Here is a 21,322-nt window from a genome sequence, read left to right as displayed (position 1 = left end):
GTCCGGCGTCGCCGCCGACGCCGAGAACGTGTCCGTCCCGGTGCCGCCCAACTCCATGTCCGCGGCGCTGGGCGTGGGCGCGTGCGCCCTCGACGCCGCCGTGCACGCCTGGGACCTGGCGGTGGCCGCTGGGCTCCCTCGCCGCCGTCGCCCTCGCTCGCGCGGGAGCTGCTCCCCGTCGCGCAACAGATCGTGAAGCCGCTGCGCAACTACGGCGCCTGCGCGCCCGCGCTGCCCGCCGAGGCGGGTGACGACGACGCCGTGCTGCTGCGCTACCTCGGCCGCGACCCGCACTGGAGCCGCTGACCTCACTGCTCCGAGAGCACCGCGTCAGGCAGCCTGATCGTCACCACGAGGCCGCCGTCGGGGCGCGGTGCCAGATCGATGGTCCCGTCGTGGGCCCGAACGATGCTGTGCACGATGGCCAGGCCCAGGCCGACTCCCGCGTAGCCGTCGGCGCGGGCGCGAGCCGTTCCGCGTTGGAACGGCTCGACGAGCGTCGGCACCAGTTCTGCCGGGACCGGATGCCCCGTGTTCTCGACCCGCAGCACACCCGAACCCAGCCACGGCTCGGTGTGGATCTTCACGGTCCCGCCCGCCGGGAGGTTGTGCACGATCGCGTTCTGGACGAGGTTCGTCACCACTCGCAGGATGAGCGCCGCCGAACCGGAGACGTGCGTCGTCCCGCCGGTGACCTCCAACGAGATCCCGCGCTGCTCCGCGAGGGGTAGCAGCGTTTCGATGGCCTCCTCGGCGACGAGGGAGAGGTCGACCGGCTCACGGGTGAAGGTCCTGCGGTCGCTGCGGCTGAGCAGCAACAGGGCCTCGGTGAGGTCGATCGCGCGCCTGTTGACCGAGCGCAGGCGTTCGATCAGCTCCTCCTGGTCGCGCTCCGGGTCGCCACGGGCGACGTCGAGCAGCGTCTGCGAGATCGCCAGCGGGGTGCGCAGCTCGTGCGAGGCGTTCGCGGCGAACCGCTGTTGCTCGGCGACGTGCGATTCGAGCTGTTCGAGCATCGTGTCGAACACGTCGGCCAACTCGCGGAACTCGTCCTTGGGCCCGTCGAGGCGGATCCGGTGCGCCAGCGATCCCAGCGAGGCCAGCCGCGCAGCGTCCGCGATCCGGTGCAGCGGCGCGAGCATCCGGCCCGCGAGGAACCACCCGCCCACCAGACCCGCCACGAGCAGCACGGCCATGGCCTTGAGCGCGGCCCAGCCGAAGATCCGCGTCAGGAGGTACTGGTTGGGGCTGATGAAGAGCAGGCCCTGGTCTTTGTCCGGGATGTAGCGCAGCAGGAACACCCACGACACGGCCAGCAGGACGGCGCCGACGAGCAGGACGACACCCGCGTAGCTGAGGGTGAGCTTCAGCCGAACGCTGAGCGCCTTGCGCCTGATCACGGGCTCACGTCGGCGTCGATCCGGTAGCCGACGCCGGGCACCGTCGCGATCAGCCACGGTTCGCCCAGCCGCTTGCGCAGCGCGGAGATCGTGATCCGCACGGCGTTGGTGAAGGGGTCGGCGTTCTCGTCCCAGGCCCGCTCCAGCAGCTCCTCCGCGCTCACCACTCCGCCCTCGGCCGCGACCAGGACTTCGAGCACGGCGAACTGCTTCCTGGTGAGCGCGACGTGGCGGCCGTCGCGGAAGACCTCCCGCCGGAAGGGGTCCACCCGCAGGCCCGCGATCTCGCGCACCGGCGGCCGGGCGTGCGCGCGCCTGCGGTCCAGCGCCCTCAGCCGCATGACCAGCTCCCGCAGCTCGAACGGTTTGGTGAGGTAGTCGTCGGCGCCCAGCTCGAAGCCCGAGGCCTTGTCGTCGATCCGGTCGGCGGCGGTGAGCATGAGGATCGGGATGCCGCTGCCCGAGGCCACGATCCGTCGCGCGACCTCATCGCCCGAGGGGCCGGGGATGTCGCGGTCGAGCACCGCCAGGTCGTAGCTGTTGACGCTGAGCAGCTCCAGCGCGGCGTCACCGTCGTGGGCGACGTCGGCGGCGATCGCTTCCAGCCGGAGGCCGTCGCGAACGGCTTCGGCCAGGTAGGGCTCGTCCTCCACGATCAGCACGCGCATCCCCTCAGCCTAGGCAGCACCGGATATCGCCGGCATACGCGAACCCGACCTGGCGGGCCACCACCGGCGCGAGACCAGCGCCGCCAGCCCGGCCCCCACCGTGTTGAGCAGCACGTCGTCCACGGAGGACACCCGGTCCAGCTGGAACACGTACTGCGCGACCTCGATCGAGACCGAGCAGGTCGCCGCGAGCGCCAGGACCCGCGACAGCGACCCCAGTTCCGCGAACACCATCGGCCCGAAGCACCCCAACGCCGCGAACACCAGCAGGTTGCCGATGATCTGGCCCGCGTCCACGTCGAGCAGGTCCTGGAACGGCACCAGGCTCGTCCGGCCCGGCACCTTGCCCGCTCGGCTGCCCGGCATCAGGGTCAGCCACACGAACGGCACCGTCCCGTAGACCAGGCCCACCTGCGCCAGCGACCTGCGCCAGGCATCCCCGCTGCCGCGCCGGAGGTACGCCAGTCCGCACACCACGAGGCCCGCCACCGGCAGTCCTACCACCGTGCTCGCCACGATGCCGGTCTCCGTACTGACCCAGTCCTGCCACCTGTCGAGCACCCGCGCTCCGCTTCTGATTCAGCGCGATCCCATGATCGCGAGCTGCTCCTGCTCCAGGATCTCCCCGAGCGGGAAGTCGTCGTAGTTGCTGGTGAGGACGCCGACCCAGCCGCTGTCCAGGTAGAGGTTCCAGTTGACGCAGCTGCCCGGGTTGACGCCGCCGCGCCCGGTGATCCACTGACCGTCGTGCAGCGAGATCGGCATCGTGTAGTTCGTGAACGCCGGGTACGGGGGCGGCGGACCGCCGAACTTGCCCTTGCCGATCGGGAGCTTCGGCTGGAGGAGCAGGTCCGCGAAGGGCTTCTTCAGCACTGTGCCGTCACACAGCCCCTGCGCGAACCGCGCCAGATCCCGCGCCGTGGCGAATCCGCCGTCCCCGGCGTGGTCGATGAAGTTCCGCGCGTTGTTCTTGCCGGGTTCGTGCTGCCCCGGGCTGCCCTTGTCCAGGTTCCGCACGATGTCCACCCGGCTGCCGTCCGCCTGGCGCATGTACGAGTGCGCGATGTGCGCGTCGGTGAGCCACTGCGGCCTGGTGAAGAACCCCGACCCGGTCATGCCCGCGCGCTTGAAGACGTGCTCGTGCACGTAGTCCCAGTACGCCATGCCGGTCACCGCCTCCACGATCTGCGCGGCGATCGCGAGACCACCGCTCGTCGTGTCCTCGCCCGCGCCGGGAGCGAAGTCCAGCTTCCCCTTGCGGCTCCACTGCTCCCAGTACTCATGGACCTCTTCCTTGCTGTGGAAGACGCGTTGCAGGTCGTGCTCCGGGTTGACCAGCCCCGTGGTGCCGCTGAGCAGGTGGTGGACGGTGACCTTCTCCATGACGTCCTGGGCGAAGCCCTTCAGGTACTTGCCCACGGTCTCCCAGAGGCGCACCTTGTCCTGCTGCACCAGCTGAAGGATCGCCACCGCCGCGAAGGGCTTCGCCGCCGAGCCGAGGTTGACCGCTGTGCCCTCGTGGTTGCGGACTCCCTTTTCCTTGTCCGCCAAGCCATAGCTGCGCGACAGCACCGTCCGCCCCCGGTACGAGAGCAGCACCGTGCCGGAGAACTTGTCCTCTTTCGCCAGCTTCGCCACGAGCCTGTCGTAGGCCCCACCCGGCAACGCGTCCGGCGGGATGCCCTCACCGGTATCCGCGTGCCCCCGTGCTCCCCCCACGAACGACGCACCCGCGGCCGCCAGGCCACCCCACCCGAGCAATTGCCTCCGGCCGACACCACGCACGACATCCACCCCCATGGTCACGTCCCTCCCCCGGTCAACGACCATGGAACTCGGACACCTGTTGCGGCGGCGTATGCGTTTTTCCATACGCCCGCGATACACGGAGGGCAGTCACGGTGGCACGACCACCGGAGAGTCCACAAAGGACAAAGGAGGGCACTCGCTCTGACGGAAGCCGGGCTCCGCGAGCTGTTCCAGACCCGGGGGCGCTGGCACGCAGGCATGGTCCGCTCAGCCGGATCAGCGCGGGCGAACGCGAGGTGCTCGCACAGATGGCCGAAGGCCGGTCGAACGCGGCCATCGCCCGGCACCTCACGGTCACCGAGACCGCGGTGAACAAGCACATCAGCAGCATCTTCACCGAGCTCGATCTGCCGGTCGCGGCGACGAACACCGAAGGGTGCTCGCGGTGCTGGCGTACCTGCGCTCCTGACCTCACACCGCTCAGCCGGACGGTGCACCGGCGAGGCCCCTCACATCCATCCTCATGGACGCCTCCGACCCGCACCACTACTCCAAACTGCGACAAGGCGGACCGCCCCATCAAGCCGTCACCGGCGACCGCATATCGGCAACCGATCGCCCACGCCTCCATGGAAGACGGGAGACTGTTGCGGTGGCGTACGCAATTTTCGGTACGCCCGCGATACACCCCAATCCCCAACGCTGTCCTGCCACAAGGGCGATCTGACCCAGTGATCGACTTCGTCGTCGAGGGCGGCCGAGCATCACGCGCGGCAGCTGGCCGCTCCGATAGGGCTGTACGGCCGGAATCTCACTCGGACTCCGTAGATCCAGACCGCATCGAGCTCCCCGTTGTCGAGCGCACAGCCGCCATCGGGGTCTTCAGCCAACGCCACCAGTGCCTGAACGACTTCGTGAGCAAATGACCCTTGGTGCCAGTCCAGGTCGATGTGACCGTCGATGGTCCTCCACTTGTCGCGGTCAGCGGCTCCTTGGAGGATGCGGCATTCGCGCAGTGCCAGTTCGACAGCCCCCAAGGCTGCCCGGTGGGCGGCAACGCTCGGCAGGCTCCTCAAGGCGGAGCGACCGATGTCCCACACGATCGGTAGGTGCGGAAACGGCTCAAGCCATTCGAGCTGCTTGAGGATGTCGCGCCGTGCTTGCTGGTAGGTCAGACCGAGATGGGCGCTGCGACTCCGCGCCGTGTCCTTGAGGTGTTTGCTCGGAGTACGGCCTGCGTACCGGGCTGTCTCAACTCAGCCGACCACGTTCACCCTGCAAGAGCCACGTGTTCCATACACACCTGATACGGATTTCTTGAGCGTACCGGCAATTCTGTACGGGTTTGAGCGCCATCGCGACGGTGCCGGAGCGGCCTGTCTTGTGGACCATCAAGCCAACAAAGCCTTCCCCGACAGAGACGCCCCTGCGTGTGCTGTTCGGACATGACTTCGCCAAAGCAGCCGACCGATATGGCAAGCACGACCTGGCTGACGAGGCCCGCGAAGCCTTCCACGCCCGAAACTTCACCTTCGAAGCGCAACCGACAGCCCGCCTGCACGCCGCCTGCCCCCCATACCGCCGCACGCGGGTCAACCGCAGCCGCCGCACATCAGCACCCGGACGACCACGCCACCGCTGGCGCAGCTCCTCCAGAACCCCTCCACTTTCGGAGATCCACGTGAGGAGGCCAAGCCGGGAAAAGATCTACTGGGAACACGAAAAATCCGGGGAGTGGACCTTGGGAGCGCACCGAAGCAGGTGCCCCTCAATGACCCGACCCGCAGCTACATCGCCAACGCGATCAGGTTCGGACGAGGCCACCGTCGTCAAAGCCGTCATCGTGATCATGGGCGTCGTCGTCGGGCTGGCCTTCCTGCTCGGCTTCGGCAGAAGCCCACGGGTTCGTGGATTCCTGGTGGGTGTTGGTGAGGGAACTCGATGGTGATGCGGTGAGAGCGGCGGGTTTGCCGGTCGGTTCGCTGTGCCAGGTGGGGTTTGCCATTGCTGTTCGCGGGGAGGAGCGGAGGTGCTGGGAACGGCTGGGCTGGTTCAGGTGTGCGACACGATGAGACGGAAGCCGGCGTCCCATTGGTCGAGGTTGAGCAGGTCCCGGTGGTTTTCGTGCCATCGGCCGCTGCGCAGGTCTTCGCGCAGGCGGCGTATCCCGCGCTCGACGGCATCTGGGTTGGTTTGGGCGAGTGCGGAGCAGGCGCGGCGGACGCGGGGATCGAGGTAGGCGGCCGGGCGTCGCCAGTAGGCGGGAAACACCCCGTCATTGAAGTCCCAGGGCAGCGGCAGGGGAGTGACGCTGTCGGCGCCGAGTTCGTTCGCGATGTCGTCTGCGGAGGGGCGGGTGAGTTCCAGGTTGGCGATCTCGGGCACGTACTCGCGGACGAACCAGAACTCGGTGTGTCGGCGTGTGTCGTAGGCGAGGATGACTTGGCGCGGCGCTATCCGGCGGAGCTCGGCGAGCCCGGCTCGCCAGTCGGTCCAGTGGTGGACGGTGAGCACGGCCAGCGCGGCGTCGACGGCGCGGTCGCGGACTGGCAGGGCCTCGGCGACCGCGCGAACAGCGGGGCTCGCGTCGGGCGGTCGTTGACGGATCATCTCGATGGACGGTTCGAGGGCGAGTACCTGTCGATCGTGCGGCTCGTAGGAGCCGGTCCCCGCGCCCACGTCGGCGATGGAACGGGCGGTGCCGAGCGCGGCGAGGATGGGGGTCATCCATCGAGGGTCGGTGCGCCGTCCCAGCGAGTATCCGGTGCCGATTTCGTCGTAGAGCTCTGTTCCGTCCACGCGTGCCTCCCCTGCTGATCGGCTTGCTTGGAGAGTAGCGATCGTCAGGCTTGGGTCGGGCGCGTTCGGGGTGGATGGCTTCGAGGTAGGTCATGGCAGTGTTGGTGCACATTCCGAAGGTGCGCATGAGGTGGACGGGGTCGGCACAGTGTGGCGGGCTTCGTCGTAGAGCCGGTCGATGCGGAGCTAGCTGGATGTGAGCCCCATCGGGGCGAAGAGCATGCGGAAGCTGACGGCATGCATGGGCCTGTTGCGGTCGTCGGTGGCGCCTTGCTGCGTGGTGAGCAGGTGTGGGTTGGTGGTGTGCGGCCAGCGCTGGACGCGTTCTCGCAGCCATGCGGTCGCCAGGTCCAGGGTGTATTCGTCGAGATGGACGACGTGGGTGAGGCCGGGCCGGGCGACGGTAAGCCGGTCCCCGGTGGCGATCGAGATCGTCCACGCGGAGCCGGCGGATGTCTGCACTGGGCAGGGCGTGGATCGCGACGAGCGTTCCGGCGAGCTTGGCCGCGTGCGTGGGTGCCTTGTCGATCAGGCCGTGGAGCGGGTCAGCGAGCGGCGGCGGGTACACCACCACTACCTCAACTGCGGGCACTCCTGTTCGGCGCTCTCCGGCCGGCCAGGGCGCCTGAGAACGCGTGACCTCGACGAACTTCACCGCGGACCACTAAGGGGTGCGACACTGTGTTCATGAGCGAGCGAACGCTGACAGCCGCTATACACCAGGAAGAGGACTGGTATGTCGCTCAGTGCCTGGAGATCGACGTAGCCAGTCAGGGAAAGACGATCCAGGAAGCTCTGGCGAACCTGGCGGAAGCGGTCGAGCTGTACCTCGAAGTGATGCCGGACGCCGTCGGGCAGATCACCAGCACACCGCTGGTGACCTCGTTCCAGGTGCCGGGAGCTGCGTGAGTCCCGCTTTGTCTGACCTGCCTGTCCGGCAGGTGATGAAGGTCCTCACCGAGCACTACGGCTTCGAGCACGTGTGAACGAAAGGCAGCCACGCCATCCTGCGCAACGCGACCGGCCGGACGGTGATCGTGCCGCAGCACCGCACCGCCAAGCGCGGGACGCTCGCCTCGATCCTGCGGCAAGCCGGGATCACCACCGCCGAGTTCCTGGCGCACATCACCTGACGCAGCCAGCCCCTGCTGTTCTCCCGTTGAATTGATGGGAGAACAGCAGGGGCTCTTGTCGTTCCAGGGGCTCGGCGAGACATAGCAGAAGGCCGGGATGCTCTGCCCTTCTCCGAACTGGTGGCGAGCGGAACCGATGCGCTTCCACCCGAGACGTTCGTACAGGCGGATGGCAGCTTTGTCCTTTTTCATGACGTCGGGGACCGCCAGGGGATCACCAGCGCGACAGAGCTAGGGCTCGCCGACTCCACCCCGGACTGCGATTCTCATCTTAATCTCGAGATTATGTGCCACATGATCAACTATCACGCCGGCCACGACATCACCCACACGAAACCCGTCGACACCGATCACTTCACCACCCCTTCCTCGAACATCAATAGCATCGGCAACAAATTTTACGTTCGGAGCATCTGCGACGTCGACGATCAAACCAAACGGCATCACCCGCACGACAGAACCCGAAACTCGACTACCGAAAGGAAAATCTGCGACCGCTTGAGACCATGCCTTTTTCTCATCCATCAGCGATGCCACACCCTCTCATACCCATTCAATCTGGCAAGCTTCTCGTTGATCGCTGCTTCCAGGAAGGCGACCGACTCGATCACCGCGCACAGAACATGACCCCGGTGACGAACATCGAAGCCGGGTCGATCCCCGATCCGGTCGGCTTCACGAGCGCGCGCGTCCTCTGCGGCGTAGCGGGCCGCGTAGAGGTGATGCGTAGAGAGATAGCTCCGCATCGTCACGCGCATTGAATCGCTGAGACCGACCGGATCACTCGTGCACTGACGGTAGGCCCACGACTCCCCGGCGCGGTCACGGTTACGCCGTACTTGCGGCGCGGACGAGTAACACAGTGGCCCACGTCTCTAGCTTTGACGAGTGCTCCGCCGGGGCGGAAGGTCGATCGTGGCGGATATCCGCAGTTCACGACGGGTAGACGATTGCGCAGACCCTGTACGAACCTGGCCCAGGATTCGAACCTACGCGCATCCACTGAACTCCAAGCGACGTAGCTTCTACCGCATCGTCACCCTCACCCAGGGCTGCACAGTCAGCAACCCGCGCGGACGCACGCTGTACGCAAACAGCCCGGGATTCGGCCACGTCGTCAGCGCGATCACCTCGGGAGGGCAGCCCGGGTGGTTCCTGGGCGTCACGGCTCGGCCAAGGTCCAGCGCGAGGAAGTCTCCGCTATCGCTAGCTGAACGGTGAGCGCCATGTCCCCGGAAGATGCTCTCCAGCCAAGGGAGAGAGTCCGGATCGCGGCCCGCGATGCTGCGCACGGCCGGATACGGTCAACAGCGCGAGCGATCGAAGTAGCCTTGGCGGGAACCAGACTTCCATCCCCACAGCGAACGAAAACACTTACGCACCGAAGACCGCAGTGTCCAGATCAGGCAAGGTTAAAGCTCTCGCGGACTCGCACCACTATCCTCCGCCCACCCGGCGCAATCAACATCGAATTGCGCTTACTCTCGTTGAGGCGCATAACAGACCTGCCCCACCAAACATCATTCCTGATCCTGGAGGACACCATGGCCTGGATAGAGAAGATCGGGAAGAACTCCTGGCGGGCCCGCTACGTGAAAAAGGACGGCCGAATCGGATCGGTCTCGGGATTCCGCAGCGCGAGGGAAGCCCGTAACTACGCCGACGACCTCGAGTCCGACAAGCGCCGAGGCCGCCGGCACGACCCCGACGACGCCAAAACCACCGTCACCTCGTGGGCCGCAGTATGGATCGACACGATCGACGTCGACATCCGCACGGAGACGAACTACCGCAGCATCCTGCGCAACCACATCCTGCCCCGCTGGGGCACCGAGTCTCTCGGCGAGATCCTCACGTCCGAGACCAGTCGCGAAAAGATCTACCCACGACACAAAAAACCCGGTGACCAGCAAAAATACGGGTCACCGGGTTTCTTTCTCCAAGTGGAGCTGAGGGGATTCGAACCCCTGACCCCCACACTGCCAGTCAGTCCACAAAGGACTCTCACCAGCGAGAACCCTTGCACCACAGGCAGCACCGGTTCCGATGACTACCGTTCAACGCAGTTCGGTGCGGTTCAACGCGTGCCCGTGCTCCAGTTTTGCTCCACCTGTTGCCGTGTGAAGCGTGGCTCAACGCAACCCAGATCGCGGCCGCGCCAGCGGCGCCGGTCACCGCAGGAGAGTGGGCTTTGCCGTCATAGGTGCCTGAGGGGCCTTCGCGCTGCGAGGTTGCTGCTCAGACTCACCAGAGTGTGGGACGGTAGGCGTCGTTGACGTCTGCTGGGCTGCCGCCGCCTGCGGTGCCGCCGCCGGGAATGTAGATCGTGCCTCCTACGGCGACGGCGGCTGTGCCGTGACGCGGCACCGGCATCGGTGCGAGCCGCTGCCAGCGGTCGCGGAGGGCGTCGTAGACCTCGGTCTCGTTGAAGACGGCGTTCGGGTTGGTTCCGTCCTGTTTGCCCTCTCCGCCGAACGTGTAGATCTTGGTGCCCACCACCGCGGTGGCGATGCCGCCGCGCGCGGTCGGCATCGCTGCCCGCTCGGACCAGCGCCGGGAACGCAGGTCGAATGCATAGACGGTGTCCCGCACGTTCACCTGTCCCCGATCCCGGCCGCCGAGCACGTAGAACTTCGTGCCGATGACGGCTCCACCAACGTGGTCGCGCGCCTGCGGCAGGCTCGGCAGGGTTTCCCATCGGCCGGTCACGGCGTCATAGGACGTCACCGTGGCCACTGTGTCTTGGAGACCTCCAGGACCAGGATTCAGCGTTCGCATGCCACCCGCGAGGTAGATCTTCGTTCCGTGCACGCCCACCGCGGCGCTGCCTCGCTCGATGCCCGCTGGGATCGGCGGCAACGTCGTCCACCGGTTCGTGTTCGGGTCGTAGACGAAGCTGTCGCGCAGTGCCTGCCACGACGCTCCGCCGGACAAGCAGCCGAGGACGTAGACCTTGCCGCCGACCACCGCGACGTTGGGGTGGTTCATCGGAACCGGCATCGGCGCCGCGCCCGACCAAACGTCGCGTTCGGTGTCGTAGACCTCGACTTTCCCGGTGGTGGTGAAGCTACTGTCGGCGAGGACGCCACCGAGGACGTAGACCTTGTCACCGACCGCGGCGACGCTGTGCTCCTGGCGTGGCCCGCCGGCGATCGGCGCCAGCCGCTGCCATCCCTTGCCGTAGAACGGATCGGTCACCGCGGGTGTCACGCCGGGGTGCGTCAGGTGACTCGGGTGCGCATGGGCCTGCACAGCCGGAGCGGCCGCCAAGACGGCGCCGAGGAACAGGGATGTCCACTTCTTCACGAGAACTCCTTGCTTGCCTTGGATTTTCCGCCGCTGAGCCTGTTGGTGGGCGGCGACGTGAGAGAGCGAGGTCGGCTGTCCAGGGGAGCCGAGCCAGTCATCAGGGCACGAGGACGACCTTGCCGGTGGTCGTGCCCGCGGCGACGAGGTTGTGTGCCTTGGCTGCCTCGGCCAGCGGCAGCACGTGGTCGACGTGGACGGTGAGCGCTCCGGCTTCGGTGAGAGCCGCCAACTGGGCGAGGTCGGGGGCGCACGGCTGCACGAAGGTGACGGCGTGCCGGATGCCAAGCTCGGCGATCCGTTCCGGTGTGACGCCGGTGTTCTGGGGATAGGCGCTGACCAGTACACCGCCGGCGGCCACGATGCCTGCGGAGCGTTCGCCGTACTCGCCTCCGACCAGGTCGAACACCACGTCGACGGGGCCGACTTCGGTGAAGTCCCGAGTGCGGTAGTCCACTGGCTGGTCCACGCCGAGACGGCGCAGCAGGTCGTGCTTGCCCGCACTGGCCGTGCCGATCACGTGTGTGCCGAGGGCCTTGGCGATCTGCACGGCGAGGTGACCGACACCGCCTGCCGCACGGTGCACCAGCACCCGCTGCCCCGGCTGGAGCCCCGCGAGACCGACGAGGCTCTGCCAGGCTGTGAGGCCCGCCATCGGCAGTCCTGCCGCCTGCTCGACGGTGAGAGTGGCGGGCTTGCGGACGATCTCGTTGACCGAGGCGAGGACGTACTCCGCGTAGGTGTTTCCCGCGCCCGGCATGGCGAGCATGCCCAGGACCTCGTCGCCGGGGACGAAAGCGGACACACCTGGCCCGGCGGCCTCCACGGTGCCGGCGACGTCCCAGCCGATGGTGAACGGCGGCTCGCCGAGCATCGGCAGCGCCCCCGAACGCACATGCCCGTCGACCGGGTTGACCCCGATCGCACCGGTCTTGACCAACACCTGCCCGTAGCTCGGTTCCGGGCGGGCGGCATTCGTGATGCTGAGCACCGACGGGTCGCCGAAGGTGTGCTGGGTGATGACACGCATGACTGTCTCCTGGAACTGGGAAGGGGTGATGTCCGCGACGCGCTGGTGGTGATCACCGAGCGGCGGGGTCAGAAGGTGAGAACGAGCTTGCCCCGGAAGCCGCCCTCTTCGACGCGGCGATGTGCTTGCGCGCCTTGCGCGATGGGCAGCACCTCGGCGACCCGGGTGTGGAGGTCCCTGGCCGCGACACGGCCGATGACGTCCGCCAGCTGGGCGCTGTTGGGCTTGGCGTGCACACCCACGACGGTGACGCCGCGCTCGGGAGCCGGGGCGACAGCCTCCACGGCGGAGACGAAACCACCGCCGTCGCGGACGGCACCGAGCAGCGGTGTGCCGATGAGGGCGGCGTCGAACACCCGGTCGACGCCGTGCGGCGTGGCTTTCCGGATGGCTTCGACGAGTCTGTGCGGTTCGTCGCGGGAGAGCACGTGCTCGACCCCCAGGGAACTGACGTACGCCTCGTCGCCGGAGGATGCGACCGCGAGGACCTCAGCGCCGTCAGCCACGGCGAGCTGGGCGGCGAAGCTGCCCACGGCACCGCTGGCGCCGGTGATCAGGACGGTGGCGCCCGGGGCGAGGCCAAGGAGGTCCAGCGACTGGCGAGCAGTCAGCGAGTTCAGCGGGACGGTGGCGGCAGTGGCCCAGTCCACGGCGTCCGGAAGCGGCGCCAGCCACCTCGGATCGGCGTGGATGATCTCGCTGTTCGTTCCTTGGCCCGTACCTTCGACGAACCACGGGTACAGACCCACCACACGCTGTCCAGCGGTGAACCCGTCAGCGCTGTCCAGCACGGTGCCCGCGATGTCGAAGCCGAGCGTGAACGGGAACGACAGATGCGGCGTGCGATCGGCCATAGTGCCCCGTCGCACCCACCAATCGACCGGATTGACGGCGGTGGCGTGGATGCGCACCCGCACCGTGCCGGAACGCGGCCTGGGGTCCGGTCGTTCGACGAGGCGCAGTACATCGGGGGCACCGAAGGAGGTGACTTCGAGAGCGCGCACAGTGCAGCTCCTTGGGGTCCGGCCCTCGTCGAGGGCGGTGATGGATCAGCGAGCGAACGTGCCCGCCGGAGAAGGCGTTGCGACACCAGGGCATGGCAAATCGACCGTGACGGAAGCCGGTTCGCTTTCGCCCCGGGGAAAGAGGGTTCTTGGCAGCCTCGTGAACCGGGCGCCGGCCAGCGCGCACCCGGAACACTGCTGTGGCTACGGCGTGGTGGTCGCCTCGGTGTCAGGTGAGACGCTGCCGAGTTCCTGGGTACCGATAACGGCGAGCAAGCGCAGTTGCTCGACCGCCGGGCTTCCCGGTGGTGCGGTGAAGAACTGCAACCGCTGCCTGCCGTCCTCACTGAACAGGTTCTGGCAGTTGATGTCGACGACGCCCAGCGTGGGGTGGATGACGCGTTTGCGGTCGCCCCGGCGCACGGCGACGTCCCCGGTGTCCCACAGCTCGACGAACTCCTGGCTGGCTTGGCGTAGCCGGGAGACCATCTCCGTGGACCACGCGTCGCGATCACGGCGCGCCACGGCGGCGCGCAGATCGGACACCAGGACCTTGGAGTGGTGCGGGTGATCCTCATCCGGGTAGATCAACCGGCAGTCGGGCTCGGTGAACCAGCGGTACACGAAGCTCGCCGGGTACCCGCTGCCCTGCACAGGTGGCCCCATCAGCGCCGCGGCGAACCGGTTCTGCACGAGGGTCTCGTGCAGGTCGGTGATGATCTGCGCCGGGGTGGGACCGAGCTGGTCGAGCAGCGCCAGCATGGCCGGTTGCACGTGCACCGCCGTGCTGTGCGTGGTCGGCGCCGGGCGGTCGGCGAGCCGGAACAGGTGGTCACGCTCGTCGCTGTCGAGGCGCAGCGCGCGGGCCAGAGCCGCCAGCATCTGAGTCGACGGCTGTGCCCCCCTACCGCGTTCCAGCTCGATGTAGTAGTCCACCGACGCACCTGCCAACTGGGCGACCTCGTCCCGGCGGAGGCCGGGCACCCGGCGACGCGGCCCGGTCGGCAACCCGACCTCCGCCGGAGTGATCCGCGCACGCCGTGATTGCAGGAAGATCCCAAGTTCAGGCAGGTTCACGCGTTCAATATTTCCGCTGCCGAACAGGCGGAACAAGGGGACGACAACCCCTGCTTGACGGACACCTGGTGACCGTTCGGCGACGGTCGACGTCGTTCACTGCCACGCCGCTCCGCCCTTGACCAGCAGTATGTGCTCACGCCACATCTGAGCACTGCGTCACGTGACCAGGCTGCCTGCTCCAGACCAGTCACCTGGGATCAATAAGGAAAGGAGGGAAAGAACCCTCGTCGTGGACAACGCTCCGCCCGCCTCAGTCGACGACGACATCGTCGTCCGCTTCTCCCGACGAGCAGACCAGCCCCCGTACGGCTTGATCGCGGATGAGGTGTCCTGATCTGGCTAATTCATACGCCGCCCCGCATTCAGAACGTGTCCGAGTTGCTGTCGGGGCACCGTCGGCTTACCCAAGTCCTCCAGCGATCAGCACCCCTAGAAGTAGGGCGTCAAGGCAATCACCACTCCAACCGCTGGCCCTGGGCAGCTCGGGAGCGTCTCGAGATCCTCTGGCAACCGGTGCGGCCCGCGCAAAACTGCTGGTCAGCCCCAGCCCCATCCTTTGGTGATCCCGCCGGCATCCAAGGATGGGACCAGATTGGTCGCCCGTTGCGAGCAAATCCTGGTCTCTTTTGCATTGTTTGTGGTGATCAAGCCCAGAGCCCTGGGCGTCGGTGCTGGCCCTCATCACGGCGTTGCGCCTGCGGCCAGCGCGACATCGGCGGCGAGCTTGTCGCCTCGCATCCAGACCGAGGAGCGGCCTGAACAGACCTTTTCCTCGGGTTTTGCCTGCCAACGCTGGTGCCGTCCACAGACAAAACTCAAGATCTATGCATGCCTTCTGTCTCCTTCACCGGCGCGTGCTGGATCTCCACCGCGAACGAGCTGCCCGAACTGGAGGACGGCTGCTTCGGGGGAGAGTGGACCCGCGTTGGGCAGATCGGCAAGGACGAGGCCGAGTTCTGGAAACAGTTCAAGCAGCCCTCCCGCCGAAGCGTCGGGTTCTACATCTCGATCTTCCGTGAGGACATGACCGTGCTTCCTCCGCGGTTCTGGCTGGGCGTCGAGTGGCTTACCGACCAGCTGTATGTCGCGACCACGCCCGCCGTGCCTCGGGCGTTGGCTCGGCGCGCGCCAGAAGTGCATCCGGGCCTCCGGCAGCGGCCGTGTCGACACTTGAGCGCCCATGTCGCCGCTGGCAAGGGCCAGCCGTTGTTCAAACGCCTCCGCTGACCTTCGGAGCATCCAGCTGACCAGCCGATTGTCGGAGGGCTTCGAATAGACGATCCCGGCATGTCGGTGGCCTGTGTCACAGTGGAAGGCGTTCGTCGGGAGGTGACTGGTGAACCGTGACGACCAAGTTCAGCTGGCCAGGACCGCGCATACCTACACCGAGCTGGCCCGCCGGCGCGACCAGCTGGAGGTCGGGCAGCGGTTCCTGCTCCAGAGACTGGGCGAGGACCTGCTCTACCTGACCGGCCTGGACGACATCGACCAAGCCCTCGCCCAGGCCAAGCGATTCAAGCTGGAGCTGCCCGCCCCGCGCCGCAAGAAGACCGCCGCGTCGAGGACCGCCACGCCGAAGCGGAAGGCCACCACCACGACGAAGTTCAAGGTCTCGGAGTCGACAACATCGACGTGGGAGTGCCGGGGCTGTGGCGGCCTTATGGCCAGCACGAAGTCTCGGGACACGGCGAGGGAGAAGTACTACCACCGCGAGTGTCAGCCGGTGTCGTGCCGGGGATGTCAGCGCACCGTGCCCCGCTGGAAGATGCACGTGCTGCGACAGTGTCCGTGGTGCTCCGAGCCCCTGCGACCCGAGGAGCGCCTGCGTTCCGGGCGGCGGGTCAAGATCCTGCTGGCTCCTCGCGCCAGCAACCGCACCGTGAGCCGCAGACCCACCTCCCAGGAGGTGGTGGAGCTGTTGCGCCAGGACCGGCAACGGCACCGCATCCGGAACACGCCCGCGGCGACCGGCAAGGCCGGGATCAGCGCGGCAGCGCGCGTCACGGTGGTCCGGGGCGGCCTGCCGAGCCTGGGAAAGCGGAGTCACTGACGCAGCCCAGCTGTCCGCAAGCTCGCGCGGCTCGCTGGGCATGAGGAGCCCATGACTGACCGATCACCCGCTCAGGCGGGACGCGGCTATCCAAACAGGACTGCTACTCGCGTCCACCTGACCCGGGTGCGAAGACAAGCCAGTGCAACGCCCAGTCGAGACTACGAACATGCGCACGGCCACTCAGCCCAGCGCCTCTCGTGCACCTCCACGTCACCATCGCCCCGGATCACGTCTCATACCCGGAGCGCACATCCCGTCCACCACGCTCCGGTCCAAGGGGACACAGGCCGCCCGGATTCAGCCACTGTCGCCAGAATCGACGTGGCTGGCCCCTGGCCCTCCAAGGGCGGCACCATGCCTGCAGCGGGCGAACAGAAGACACATTGAGCTACCCACAGGCGCAGGATCACCCAGATGGGGTGGAGCAGAAAATCTGACCCCATTTCGCCGATTTCGGCGATCTGCTCCAGTTTTGCTCCAGTTAGCCGTCCACCGCCGACACGAGAGTCCACAGTAGACCGTCCACAATGGACAAAAAGAAACCGGGTGACCTGCCTATAAGCAGATCACCCGGTTCTCTCTCCAAAGTGGAGCTGAGGGGATTCGAACCCCTGACCCCCACACTGCCAGTGTGGTGCGCTACCAACTGCGCTACAGCCCCTTGAGGAGGATCTTTCGCTCGCTTCCCGATCTCTCGTTCGCGTGCATGCACACCATATACGACCGACCCCAGAACTACGAAATCGGGGGGTGCAAGATCCTCCCGCAGGCCGATGACCTGCACTGATGCCGCGATCAGCCCGCCGGGTTGACGATCTTGTCCAGCCAGCCGCCCTCGCGGATGTCGATCTTCTTGCCGTTGAAGGCCACGGTGGGGGTCCCGGTCCGGCCCTCGGCGTCCTGGTACGCCGGGTTGTTGACGAACGCGTTCAGCTCCGTCTCGCCCGCGGCGTCGTGGCGGTTGCCGCGCACGCACTGCTCGAAGTCGCCACCCGCGCCGACGGCCTTGCCGAGCTCGACGAGTCGGTCGTCGTCGTAGCCCTTGCCGCCCTCCGAGGGCTGCTTGCCGAACAGGCTCGCGAAGTAGGTCGAGAACTTGCCGCCGTCGGCCGCGCACAGCGCCGCGTTGGCCGCGTCCCTGGAGTAGCCCTCCGGGTTGGACATCCGGACCAGGTAGGGCAGGAGGTGGTAGCGGACCTTGAGCTCGCCCGCGGTCACCTTCTCCTCGATCTGCTCGCCGTAGATCTTCTCGAACTGGCCGCACGCCGGGCACAGGAAGTCCGCGTACACGTCGATCGTGGCCTTGGCGGTGTCCTTGCCGACGACCACGACGCCGTCCTGGCGCTGCACCGGGTAGTCCGCCTTGGCCTCCACGACCGGGATCGCACCCGCGGCCTGGTTCGTCAGCAGCACGCCGCCGATCACACCGACCGCGAGCAGCACCACCACGACGACGCCGATGATGACCTTGTTCCGGTCGCTGCTTGTTCCGCGCGCCGCCGCCACCGCACTGGCGGCCTGCTTCTTCTTGTTGCGCGCGTTCCGCTGGGCTCCGCCCACGTCGGCTTCCTCCCGATTCCGTTTCCGGTCAACGCCGGACTTCTGCTGTGCACTTCCCCGCCGGACAGACAACACGGCAGTGGGTGACATCACCGTGTGGCGAGGGTACAAGCGCAGTACATCCGGGCAGGCCAGGCACACCTTCGCAAGGCTGTCCTGATTCGGCTGCGACGACTTACCGTCGCGGTATGGACGAGATCGGCCACACGCACACCGACGTGTCTGGAGGCTGGCTGCGGCCCGCCGTTTTCGGTGCGATGGACGGCTTGGTGACCAACATCGCCCTTGTCGCCGGAGTCGGAGGCGGGGGCGCGAGCAGCACGGTCATCATCCTGTCGGGCATGGCCGGGTTGGTCGCGGGCGCGTTCTCCATGGCGCTCGGCGAGTACGCGTCGGTGGAGACCCAGAACAACGCGGTCAGGGCCGAGGTGGCGACCGAACGCCACGAGCTGCGCACGAACCCCCGCGCGGAGGAGGCCGAGCTGGTGGACATGTACGTGGAGATGGGTCTCAGCCGGGAGACCGCGGAGCGGGCGGCCGCCGAGGTGCACGCCGACCCGGAGTTGGCCGTCCGCGTGCACATCACGCAGGAGCTCGGCGTCAACCCGGATGAGCAGCCGTCGCCGGTGGTCGCTGGCGTCTCGTCGTTCCTGTGCTTCGCCGTCGGCGGGCTGTTCCCGTTGGTCCCGTTCCTGCTCGGATCGGACTCGTTGCTGCTCGGGCTGCTTGTCGGCGGGGTCGGCCTGTTCGCCGCCGGGGCACTGGTGTCGCAGTTCACCACGCGGTCCTGGTGGTACAACGGCGTGCGCCAACTGGTGTTCGGCGCGGTCGCCGCCGGTGCCACCTACCTGGTCGGCATGCTGATCGGGGTCGGAGTCAGCTAGGGCTGCGGCTGCTGCGGTTTGCCCGCGACCCGCTCGCCGGTCGGCACCTCGGGGCACTCGTCGAGGCAGCCGCTCTCCGCTGCCACCTCCGTCGCCGTGTGCTCGCCCGCCTTCTTCGGCAGCGTCTCCGGGGCCAGCAGCCACGGCACCAGGGCCAGCAGCATCGTGATGCCGGTGACCGCGAAGGCCGTCTCGAAGGACAGGTTCTCCGCCATCACGCCCGCGAGCAACGGGCCGAGGATCGTGCCGACGTCGGCGGCCATCTGGAAGCCTGCGAGCGCCGGTCCGCCGCGCTTCTCGCTGCCGACCACGTCCGCGACCGCGGCGCTCTGGGCGGGGTTGAGCAGCCCCGCGCCGAAGCCCGCGACCAGGGACGCCGCGAGGAAGCTCGGGATGGAGTCGGTGTAGCCGAGCCAGATCATCGCGCCGCCCGCGACGAGCAGACCGGCGACCGCGAGGGGCTTGCGACCCTTGGAGTCGGCGAGGCGGCCGGAGAAGAGCAGGACGAGCGCGTTGCCGCCTGCGAAGACCGACAGCGAGATGCCCGCCCACGTCTCGTTCTCGTGCAGCGCCTGGGTGACGAACAGCGGGATCAGCGCCATGCGCACGCCGAACACGGTCCAGCCGTTGGCGAAGCTGGAGGCCAGCGCCGCGCGGTAGGTGCCGTGGCCGACCGCCTCGCGCACCGTCAGCAGCGGGCGGGCGTCATCGCGGTCCGGCGCGACCAGGGTGGACTTGCGCAGGAAGAACCAGGCGACGAAGGCCGCGACGATCAGCGCAACGGCGTAGGTGAGGAACGGCAGCTTGATCGAGATGCCGACGAGGCCGCCGCCGACGATCGGGCCGGTGATGTTGCCGAGCAGGAAGCCGGTCGCCCACACCCCCGACGCGCGGCCGCGCAGGTGCGGCGGGCTCAGCCGGATCAGCAGCGCCACGGCCGAGACGGTGAACATCGTCGAGCCGGTCCCGCCGAGCCCGCGCAGCACCAGCAGCTGCCAGTACTCCCCGGCGAAGGCGCAGGCGCCGGTGGAGACCGCCACGATCAGCAGTCCCCACACGTAGACCGGGCGCTCGCCGAAGAACGCCACCAGCCTGCCGCTGACCGGGGCGAACGCCAGCCGGGTGAAGGCGAAGGCGCTGATCACCACCGAGGACGCGGTGACGCCGACGTCGAAGCTCGCGGCGAAGCTGGGCAGCGCGGGCGCGACGATGCCGAAGCCGATCGCGATCACGAAGCTCGCCGCGACCAGCACCCACACCTCGTTGGGCAGGCGGTTGGGGAGCTGTTCCGGCGGTGCGGTCTCGGCGGCCGTGCTCACCCTTGTGCCTCCTACTGCTCTCGTTAGCAGAGCTAAGAGTAAGCCATTCGGCAACCGGTTTCGTGCTCCGATCGGTGTTCGCCCGTTATTGACCACCCTGGCGACGGCCCACGCGCAACAGCGGCTCCGCTCCCTTGGCCACGACCGGGCGGCCCCGCCAGGTGGTGGACCTGTCCAGCGCGGTCCGCACGGAGTCACCGAGCAGCCCGGCGAACGCGGTCCCGACCAGCGGCGCGACCAGTCCGCTCACGGCGGGCTGGTTGAGCGTGCGGGCGACCGCGGCGTGCGTGATCGCCTGCGCCCCCCACGCGACGGCTCCCGCGGCGATGAGCCCGGTTCTGCGGCGACGGAGCCCCCTCGTCAGCGCGACGATCGGCACGGCGCTGTAGAGGGCCTGCCACGCGGTTCCCGCGCCCAGCACCCGCACGTCACCGTTGTTGCCCGCGACGAAGCTCTTGCGCAGCGACCGCCACAGGACACCGAAACCGTCCATGCCGGAGTTGCCGAGCATGCCCTGGCTGTCCACCGCCAGCGTCCGCGCGCCCTGGTCGCGGAGCAGCGTGGCCATCGCCACGTCCTCCCCGCGCGAGCCCGCCAGCGCGGGCCAGCCGCCGACCCGCTCGTAGGCGTCGCGGCGGAACAACATGCAATGCCCGTACGCCAACGCGAGCAGTCCCCTGCCGTCCGGCCCCGCGGTCTCCAGGATCATCGCGATCGCCGGGGGCAGCACGGTCCAGTGCTCGAAGCGGACCCGGTCGGTCACCCCCGGCGTGGACACCAGGTCGGCCTCGCGGGCGAGCGCGGTGGTGAGCAGGCGGCCCACCAGCTCGGGGTGCGCCGTGGTGTCGGCGTCGAAGAACAGCAGCCACTCGGTCGGCCCCGAGGCGTCCGGCCAGTCCGGCGCGGAGTCGGCAGCGGTGACGCCGACGTGCATCGCGTGCACCTTGCCCGCCCAACCCTCCGGCGGCCCGTCGCTGGTCACCACGCGGACACGGGGGTCTTCCTCGGCGTGCCTGGCGGCGATGGCCCCGGTGCGGTCGGCGGATCCGTCGTCCACCACCACGATGCGCAGCGCCTTGTGGGTCTGCGCCCGCAGCGCGGTCAGGCACCTGTCGATCACGGCCTCCTCGTCCCTGGCCGGGACGATGACCGAGACGGTGGGCTGCTCGCGCAGCGGCTCAGCGGCGATGGGCCGCATGCGGCGCAGGGTGACCAGGGCGTAAGCGGTGCGCAGGACCGAAGCCGTGGCGACGAACGTGGCGGTGCGGCTCAGCAGCTTGCCGGACTTGCGGGTGGCACGAGGCATGCTCGCAGTCTGCCTGGCAGGCTGCCGTTCC

At 67.9% G+C, this 21,322-nt stretch carries 20 protein-coding genes, 1 tRNA gene and 2 pseudogenes; 7 read left to right on the top strand and 16 right to left on the bottom strand.

The window, feature by feature from the left end:
• Nucleotides 1–196 (top strand): annotated as a pseudogene (locus ACFFQA_RS26440) (hypothetical protein); the annotation flags it as partial.
• 112 nt (nucleotides 197–308) lie between these two features.
• Here the strand turns inward: ACFFQA_RS26440 and ACFFQA_RS26435 are convergent.
• From ACFFQA_RS26435 to ACFFQA_RS26420, 4 genes are read right to left on the bottom strand one after another with little or no spacing between them, the layout of a single operon-like run.
• Nucleotides 309–1,400 (bottom strand): sensor histidine kinase, encoded by a 1,092-nt coding sequence (locus tag ACFFQA_RS26435; RefSeq protein ID WP_377857659.1) that lies wholly within the window; start codon nucleotides 1,398–1,400, stop codon nucleotides 309–311.
• A complete protein-coding gene (locus ACFFQA_RS26430) occupies nucleotides 1,397–2,068 on the bottom strand; it encodes a response regulator transcription factor (protein ID WP_377857656.1) in 672 nt (223 codons plus the stop codon). The genes ACFFQA_RS26435 and ACFFQA_RS26430 overlap by 4 nt, the downstream gene beginning before the upstream one ends.
• Before the next feature lie 9 nt (nucleotides 2,069–2,077).
• Nucleotides 2,078–2,629, bottom strand: a complete 552-nt coding sequence (locus tag ACFFQA_RS26425) for a VanZ family protein (RefSeq protein ID WP_377857653.1) — start codon at nucleotides 2,627–2,629, stop codon at nucleotides 2,078–2,080.
• 18 nt (nucleotides 2,630–2,647) lie between these two features.
• Nucleotides 2,648–3,787, bottom strand: a complete 1,140-nt coding sequence (locus ACFFQA_RS26420; protein WP_377857650.1) for a serine hydrolase domain-containing protein — start codon at nucleotides 3,785–3,787, stop codon at nucleotides 2,648–2,650.
• A gap of 338 nt (nucleotides 3,788–4,125) precedes the next feature.
• On the opposite strand from ACFFQA_RS26420, the gene ACFFQA_RS26415 reads away from it, so the two are divergent.
• Nucleotides 4,126–4,743: a helix-turn-helix domain-containing protein gene (locus ACFFQA_RS26415; RefSeq protein WP_377857647.1), complete on the top strand. Its 618-nt coding sequence runs from the start codon at nucleotides 4,126–4,128 to the stop codon at nucleotides 4,741–4,743.
• 1,126 nt (nucleotides 4,744–5,869) lie between these two features.
• On the opposite strand, the gene ACFFQA_RS26410 is transcribed toward ACFFQA_RS26415, so the two are convergent.
• Together ACFFQA_RS26410 and ACFFQA_RS26405 are read right to left on the bottom strand one after the other, a co-directional pair.
• A complete protein-coding gene (locus ACFFQA_RS26410) occupies nucleotides 5,870–6,544 on the bottom strand; it encodes a class I SAM-dependent methyltransferase (protein WP_377857727.1) in 675 nt (224 codons plus the stop codon).
• A 258-nt stretch (nucleotides 6,545–6,802) separates the two neighbouring features.
• A complete protein-coding gene (locus ACFFQA_RS26405; RefSeq protein ID WP_377857645.1) occupies nucleotides 6,803–7,078 on the bottom strand; it encodes a hypothetical protein in 276 nt (91 codons plus the stop codon).
• Between the two features lie 225 nt (nucleotides 7,079–7,303).
• Between ACFFQA_RS26405 and ACFFQA_RS26400 the strand changes: the two genes are divergently transcribed.
• Together ACFFQA_RS26400 and ACFFQA_RS26395 are read left to right on the top strand one after the other, a co-directional pair.
• On the top strand, nucleotides 7,304–7,525 hold the full coding sequence (locus tag ACFFQA_RS26400) for a type II toxin-antitoxin system HicB family antitoxin (protein WP_377857642.1): 222 nt from the start codon (nucleotides 7,304–7,306) through the stop codon (nucleotides 7,523–7,525).
• A 92-nt stretch (nucleotides 7,526–7,617) separates the two neighbouring features.
• Nucleotides 7,618–7,749: pseudogene (locus tag ACFFQA_RS26395) on the top strand (type II toxin-antitoxin system HicA family toxin); the annotation flags it as partial.
• Between the two features lie 231 nt (nucleotides 7,750–7,980).
• Here ACFFQA_RS26395 and ACFFQA_RS26390 read toward each other — a convergent pair.
• The 6 genes from ACFFQA_RS26390 to ACFFQA_RS26365 form a co-directional block, all read right to left on the bottom strand.
• Nucleotides 7,981–8,286, bottom strand: a complete 306-nt coding sequence (locus ACFFQA_RS26390) for a hypothetical protein (RefSeq protein WP_377857639.1) — start codon at nucleotides 8,284–8,286, stop codon at nucleotides 7,981–7,983.
• Nucleotides 8,274–8,501 (bottom strand): hypothetical protein, encoded by a 228-nt coding sequence (locus tag ACFFQA_RS26385; protein WP_377857637.1) that lies wholly within the window; start codon nucleotides 8,499–8,501, stop codon nucleotides 8,274–8,276. Before ACFFQA_RS26385 ends, ACFFQA_RS26390 begins: the two co-directional genes overlap by 13 nt.
• A 1,492-nt stretch (nucleotides 8,502–9,993) precedes the next feature.
• On the bottom strand, nucleotides 9,994–11,055 hold the full coding sequence (locus ACFFQA_RS26380; RefSeq protein WP_377857634.1) for a Kelch repeat-containing protein: 1,062 nt from the start codon (nucleotides 11,053–11,055) through the stop codon (nucleotides 9,994–9,996).
• A gap of 100 nt (nucleotides 11,056–11,155) precedes the next feature.
• Nucleotides 11,156–12,085 carry an NADP-dependent oxidoreductase gene (locus ACFFQA_RS26375; RefSeq protein WP_377857631.1) on the bottom strand — a complete coding sequence of 310 codons (930 nt, stop codon included), beginning with the start codon at nucleotides 12,083–12,085 and terminating at the stop codon, nucleotides 11,156–11,158.
• 68 nt (nucleotides 12,086–12,153) lie between these two features.
• Nucleotides 12,154–13,089 (bottom strand): quinone oxidoreductase family protein, encoded by a 936-nt coding sequence (locus ACFFQA_RS26370; RefSeq protein ID WP_377857628.1) that lies wholly within the window; start codon nucleotides 13,087–13,089, stop codon nucleotides 12,154–12,156.
• A gap of 204 nt (nucleotides 13,090–13,293) precedes the next feature.
• Nucleotides 13,294–14,166, bottom strand: coding sequence for an MmyB family transcriptional regulator (locus ACFFQA_RS26365; protein ID WP_377857625.1), 873 nt, complete (start codon nucleotides 14,164–14,166; stop codon nucleotides 13,294–13,296).
• Between the two features lie 831 nt (nucleotides 14,167–14,997).
• Between ACFFQA_RS26365 and ACFFQA_RS26360 the strand changes: the two genes are divergently transcribed.
• Nucleotides 14,998–15,396 carry a hypothetical protein gene (locus ACFFQA_RS26360; RefSeq protein ID WP_377857622.1) on the top strand — a complete coding sequence of 133 codons (399 nt, stop codon included), beginning with the start codon at nucleotides 14,998–15,000 and terminating at the stop codon, nucleotides 15,394–15,396.
• Nucleotides 15,397–15,505: 109 nt separating this feature from the next.
• Complete coding sequence (locus ACFFQA_RS26355) at nucleotides 15,506–16,219, top strand: hypothetical protein (protein WP_377857620.1); 714 nt, start codon at nucleotides 15,506–15,508, stop codon at nucleotides 16,217–16,219.
• Nucleotides 16,220–16,810: 591 nt separating this feature from the next.
• On the opposite strand, the gene ACFFQA_RS26350 is transcribed toward ACFFQA_RS26355, so the two are convergent.
• Both ACFFQA_RS26350 and ACFFQA_RS26345 read right to left on the bottom strand, forming a co-directional pair.
• Nucleotides 16,811–16,883 (bottom strand) — tRNA-Ala (locus ACFFQA_RS26350).
• A 134-nt stretch (nucleotides 16,884–17,017) separates the two neighbouring features.
• Entirely contained in the window at nucleotides 17,018–17,782 is a 765-nt protein-coding gene (locus ACFFQA_RS26345; RefSeq protein WP_377857617.1) for a DsbA family protein, read from the bottom strand.
• 188 nt (nucleotides 17,783–17,970) lie between these two features.
• Here ACFFQA_RS26345 and ACFFQA_RS26340 point away from each other — a divergent pair, with 188 nt between their 5' ends.
• On the top strand, nucleotides 17,971–18,666 hold the full coding sequence (locus ACFFQA_RS26340) for a VIT1/CCC1 transporter family protein (protein ID WP_377857614.1): 696 nt from the start codon (nucleotides 17,971–17,973) through the stop codon (nucleotides 18,664–18,666).
• Here the strand turns inward: ACFFQA_RS26340 and ACFFQA_RS26335 are convergent.
• Both ACFFQA_RS26335 and ACFFQA_RS26330 read right to left on the bottom strand, forming a co-directional pair.
• On the bottom strand, nucleotides 18,663–19,985 hold the full coding sequence (locus ACFFQA_RS26335) for an MFS transporter (RefSeq protein WP_377857611.1): 1,323 nt from the start codon (nucleotides 19,983–19,985) through the stop codon (nucleotides 18,663–18,665). The two genes, ACFFQA_RS26340 and ACFFQA_RS26335, sit on opposite strands and share 4 nt — an antisense overlap.
• Nucleotides 19,986–20,070: 85 nt before the next feature.
• Entirely contained in the window at nucleotides 20,071–21,291 is a 1,221-nt protein-coding gene (locus ACFFQA_RS26330; RefSeq protein WP_377857607.1) for a glycosyltransferase family 2 protein, read from the bottom strand.
• Between the last annotated feature and the right edge of the window lie 31 nt (nucleotides 21,292–21,322).

The organism is Allokutzneria oryzae, from assembly GCF_042429765.1.
GTDB lineage: Bacteria > Actinomycetota > Actinomycetes > Mycobacteriales > Pseudonocardiaceae > Allokutzneria > Allokutzneria oryzae.
Note: the sequence above shows the minus strand (reverse complement) of the source record. Positions and strands in the feature narration are given on the sequence as shown.

What these genes read in the sequence shown, in the direction of transcription:
- ACFFQA_RS26430 (WP_377857656.1), bottom strand. Translation starts at nt 2,068, where the DNA reads ATGCGCGTGCTGATCGTGGAGGACGAGCCCTACCTGGCCGAAGCCGTT.
- ACFFQA_RS26415 (WP_377857647.1), top strand. Translation starts at nt 4,126, where the DNA reads ATGGCCGAAGGCCGGTCGAACGCGGCCATCGCCCGGCACCTCACGGTC.
- ACFFQA_RS26410 (WP_377857727.1), bottom strand. Translation starts at nt 6,544, where the DNA reads ATGACCCCCATCCTCGCCGCGCTCGGCACCGCCCGTTCCATCGCCGAC.
- ACFFQA_RS26400 (WP_377857642.1), top strand. Translation starts at nt 7,304, where the DNA reads ATGAGCGAGCGAACGCTGACAGCCGCTATACACCAGGAAGAGGACTGG.
- ACFFQA_RS26375 (WP_377857631.1), bottom strand. Translation starts at nt 12,085, where the DNA reads ATGCGTGTCATCACCCAGCACACCTTCGGCGACCCGTCGGTGCTCAGC.
- ACFFQA_RS26360 (WP_377857622.1), top strand. Translation starts at nt 14,998, where the DNA reads ATGCCTTCTGTCTCCTTCACCGGCGCGTGCTGGATCTCCACCGCGAAC.
- ACFFQA_RS26340 (WP_377857614.1), top strand. Translation starts at nt 17,971, where the DNA reads ATGGACGAGATCGGCCACACGCACACCGACGTGTCTGGAGGCTGGCTG.
- ACFFQA_RS26330 (WP_377857607.1), bottom strand. Translation starts at nt 21,291, where the DNA reads ATGCCTCGTGCCACCCGCAAGTCCGGCAAGCTGCTGAGCCGCACCGCC.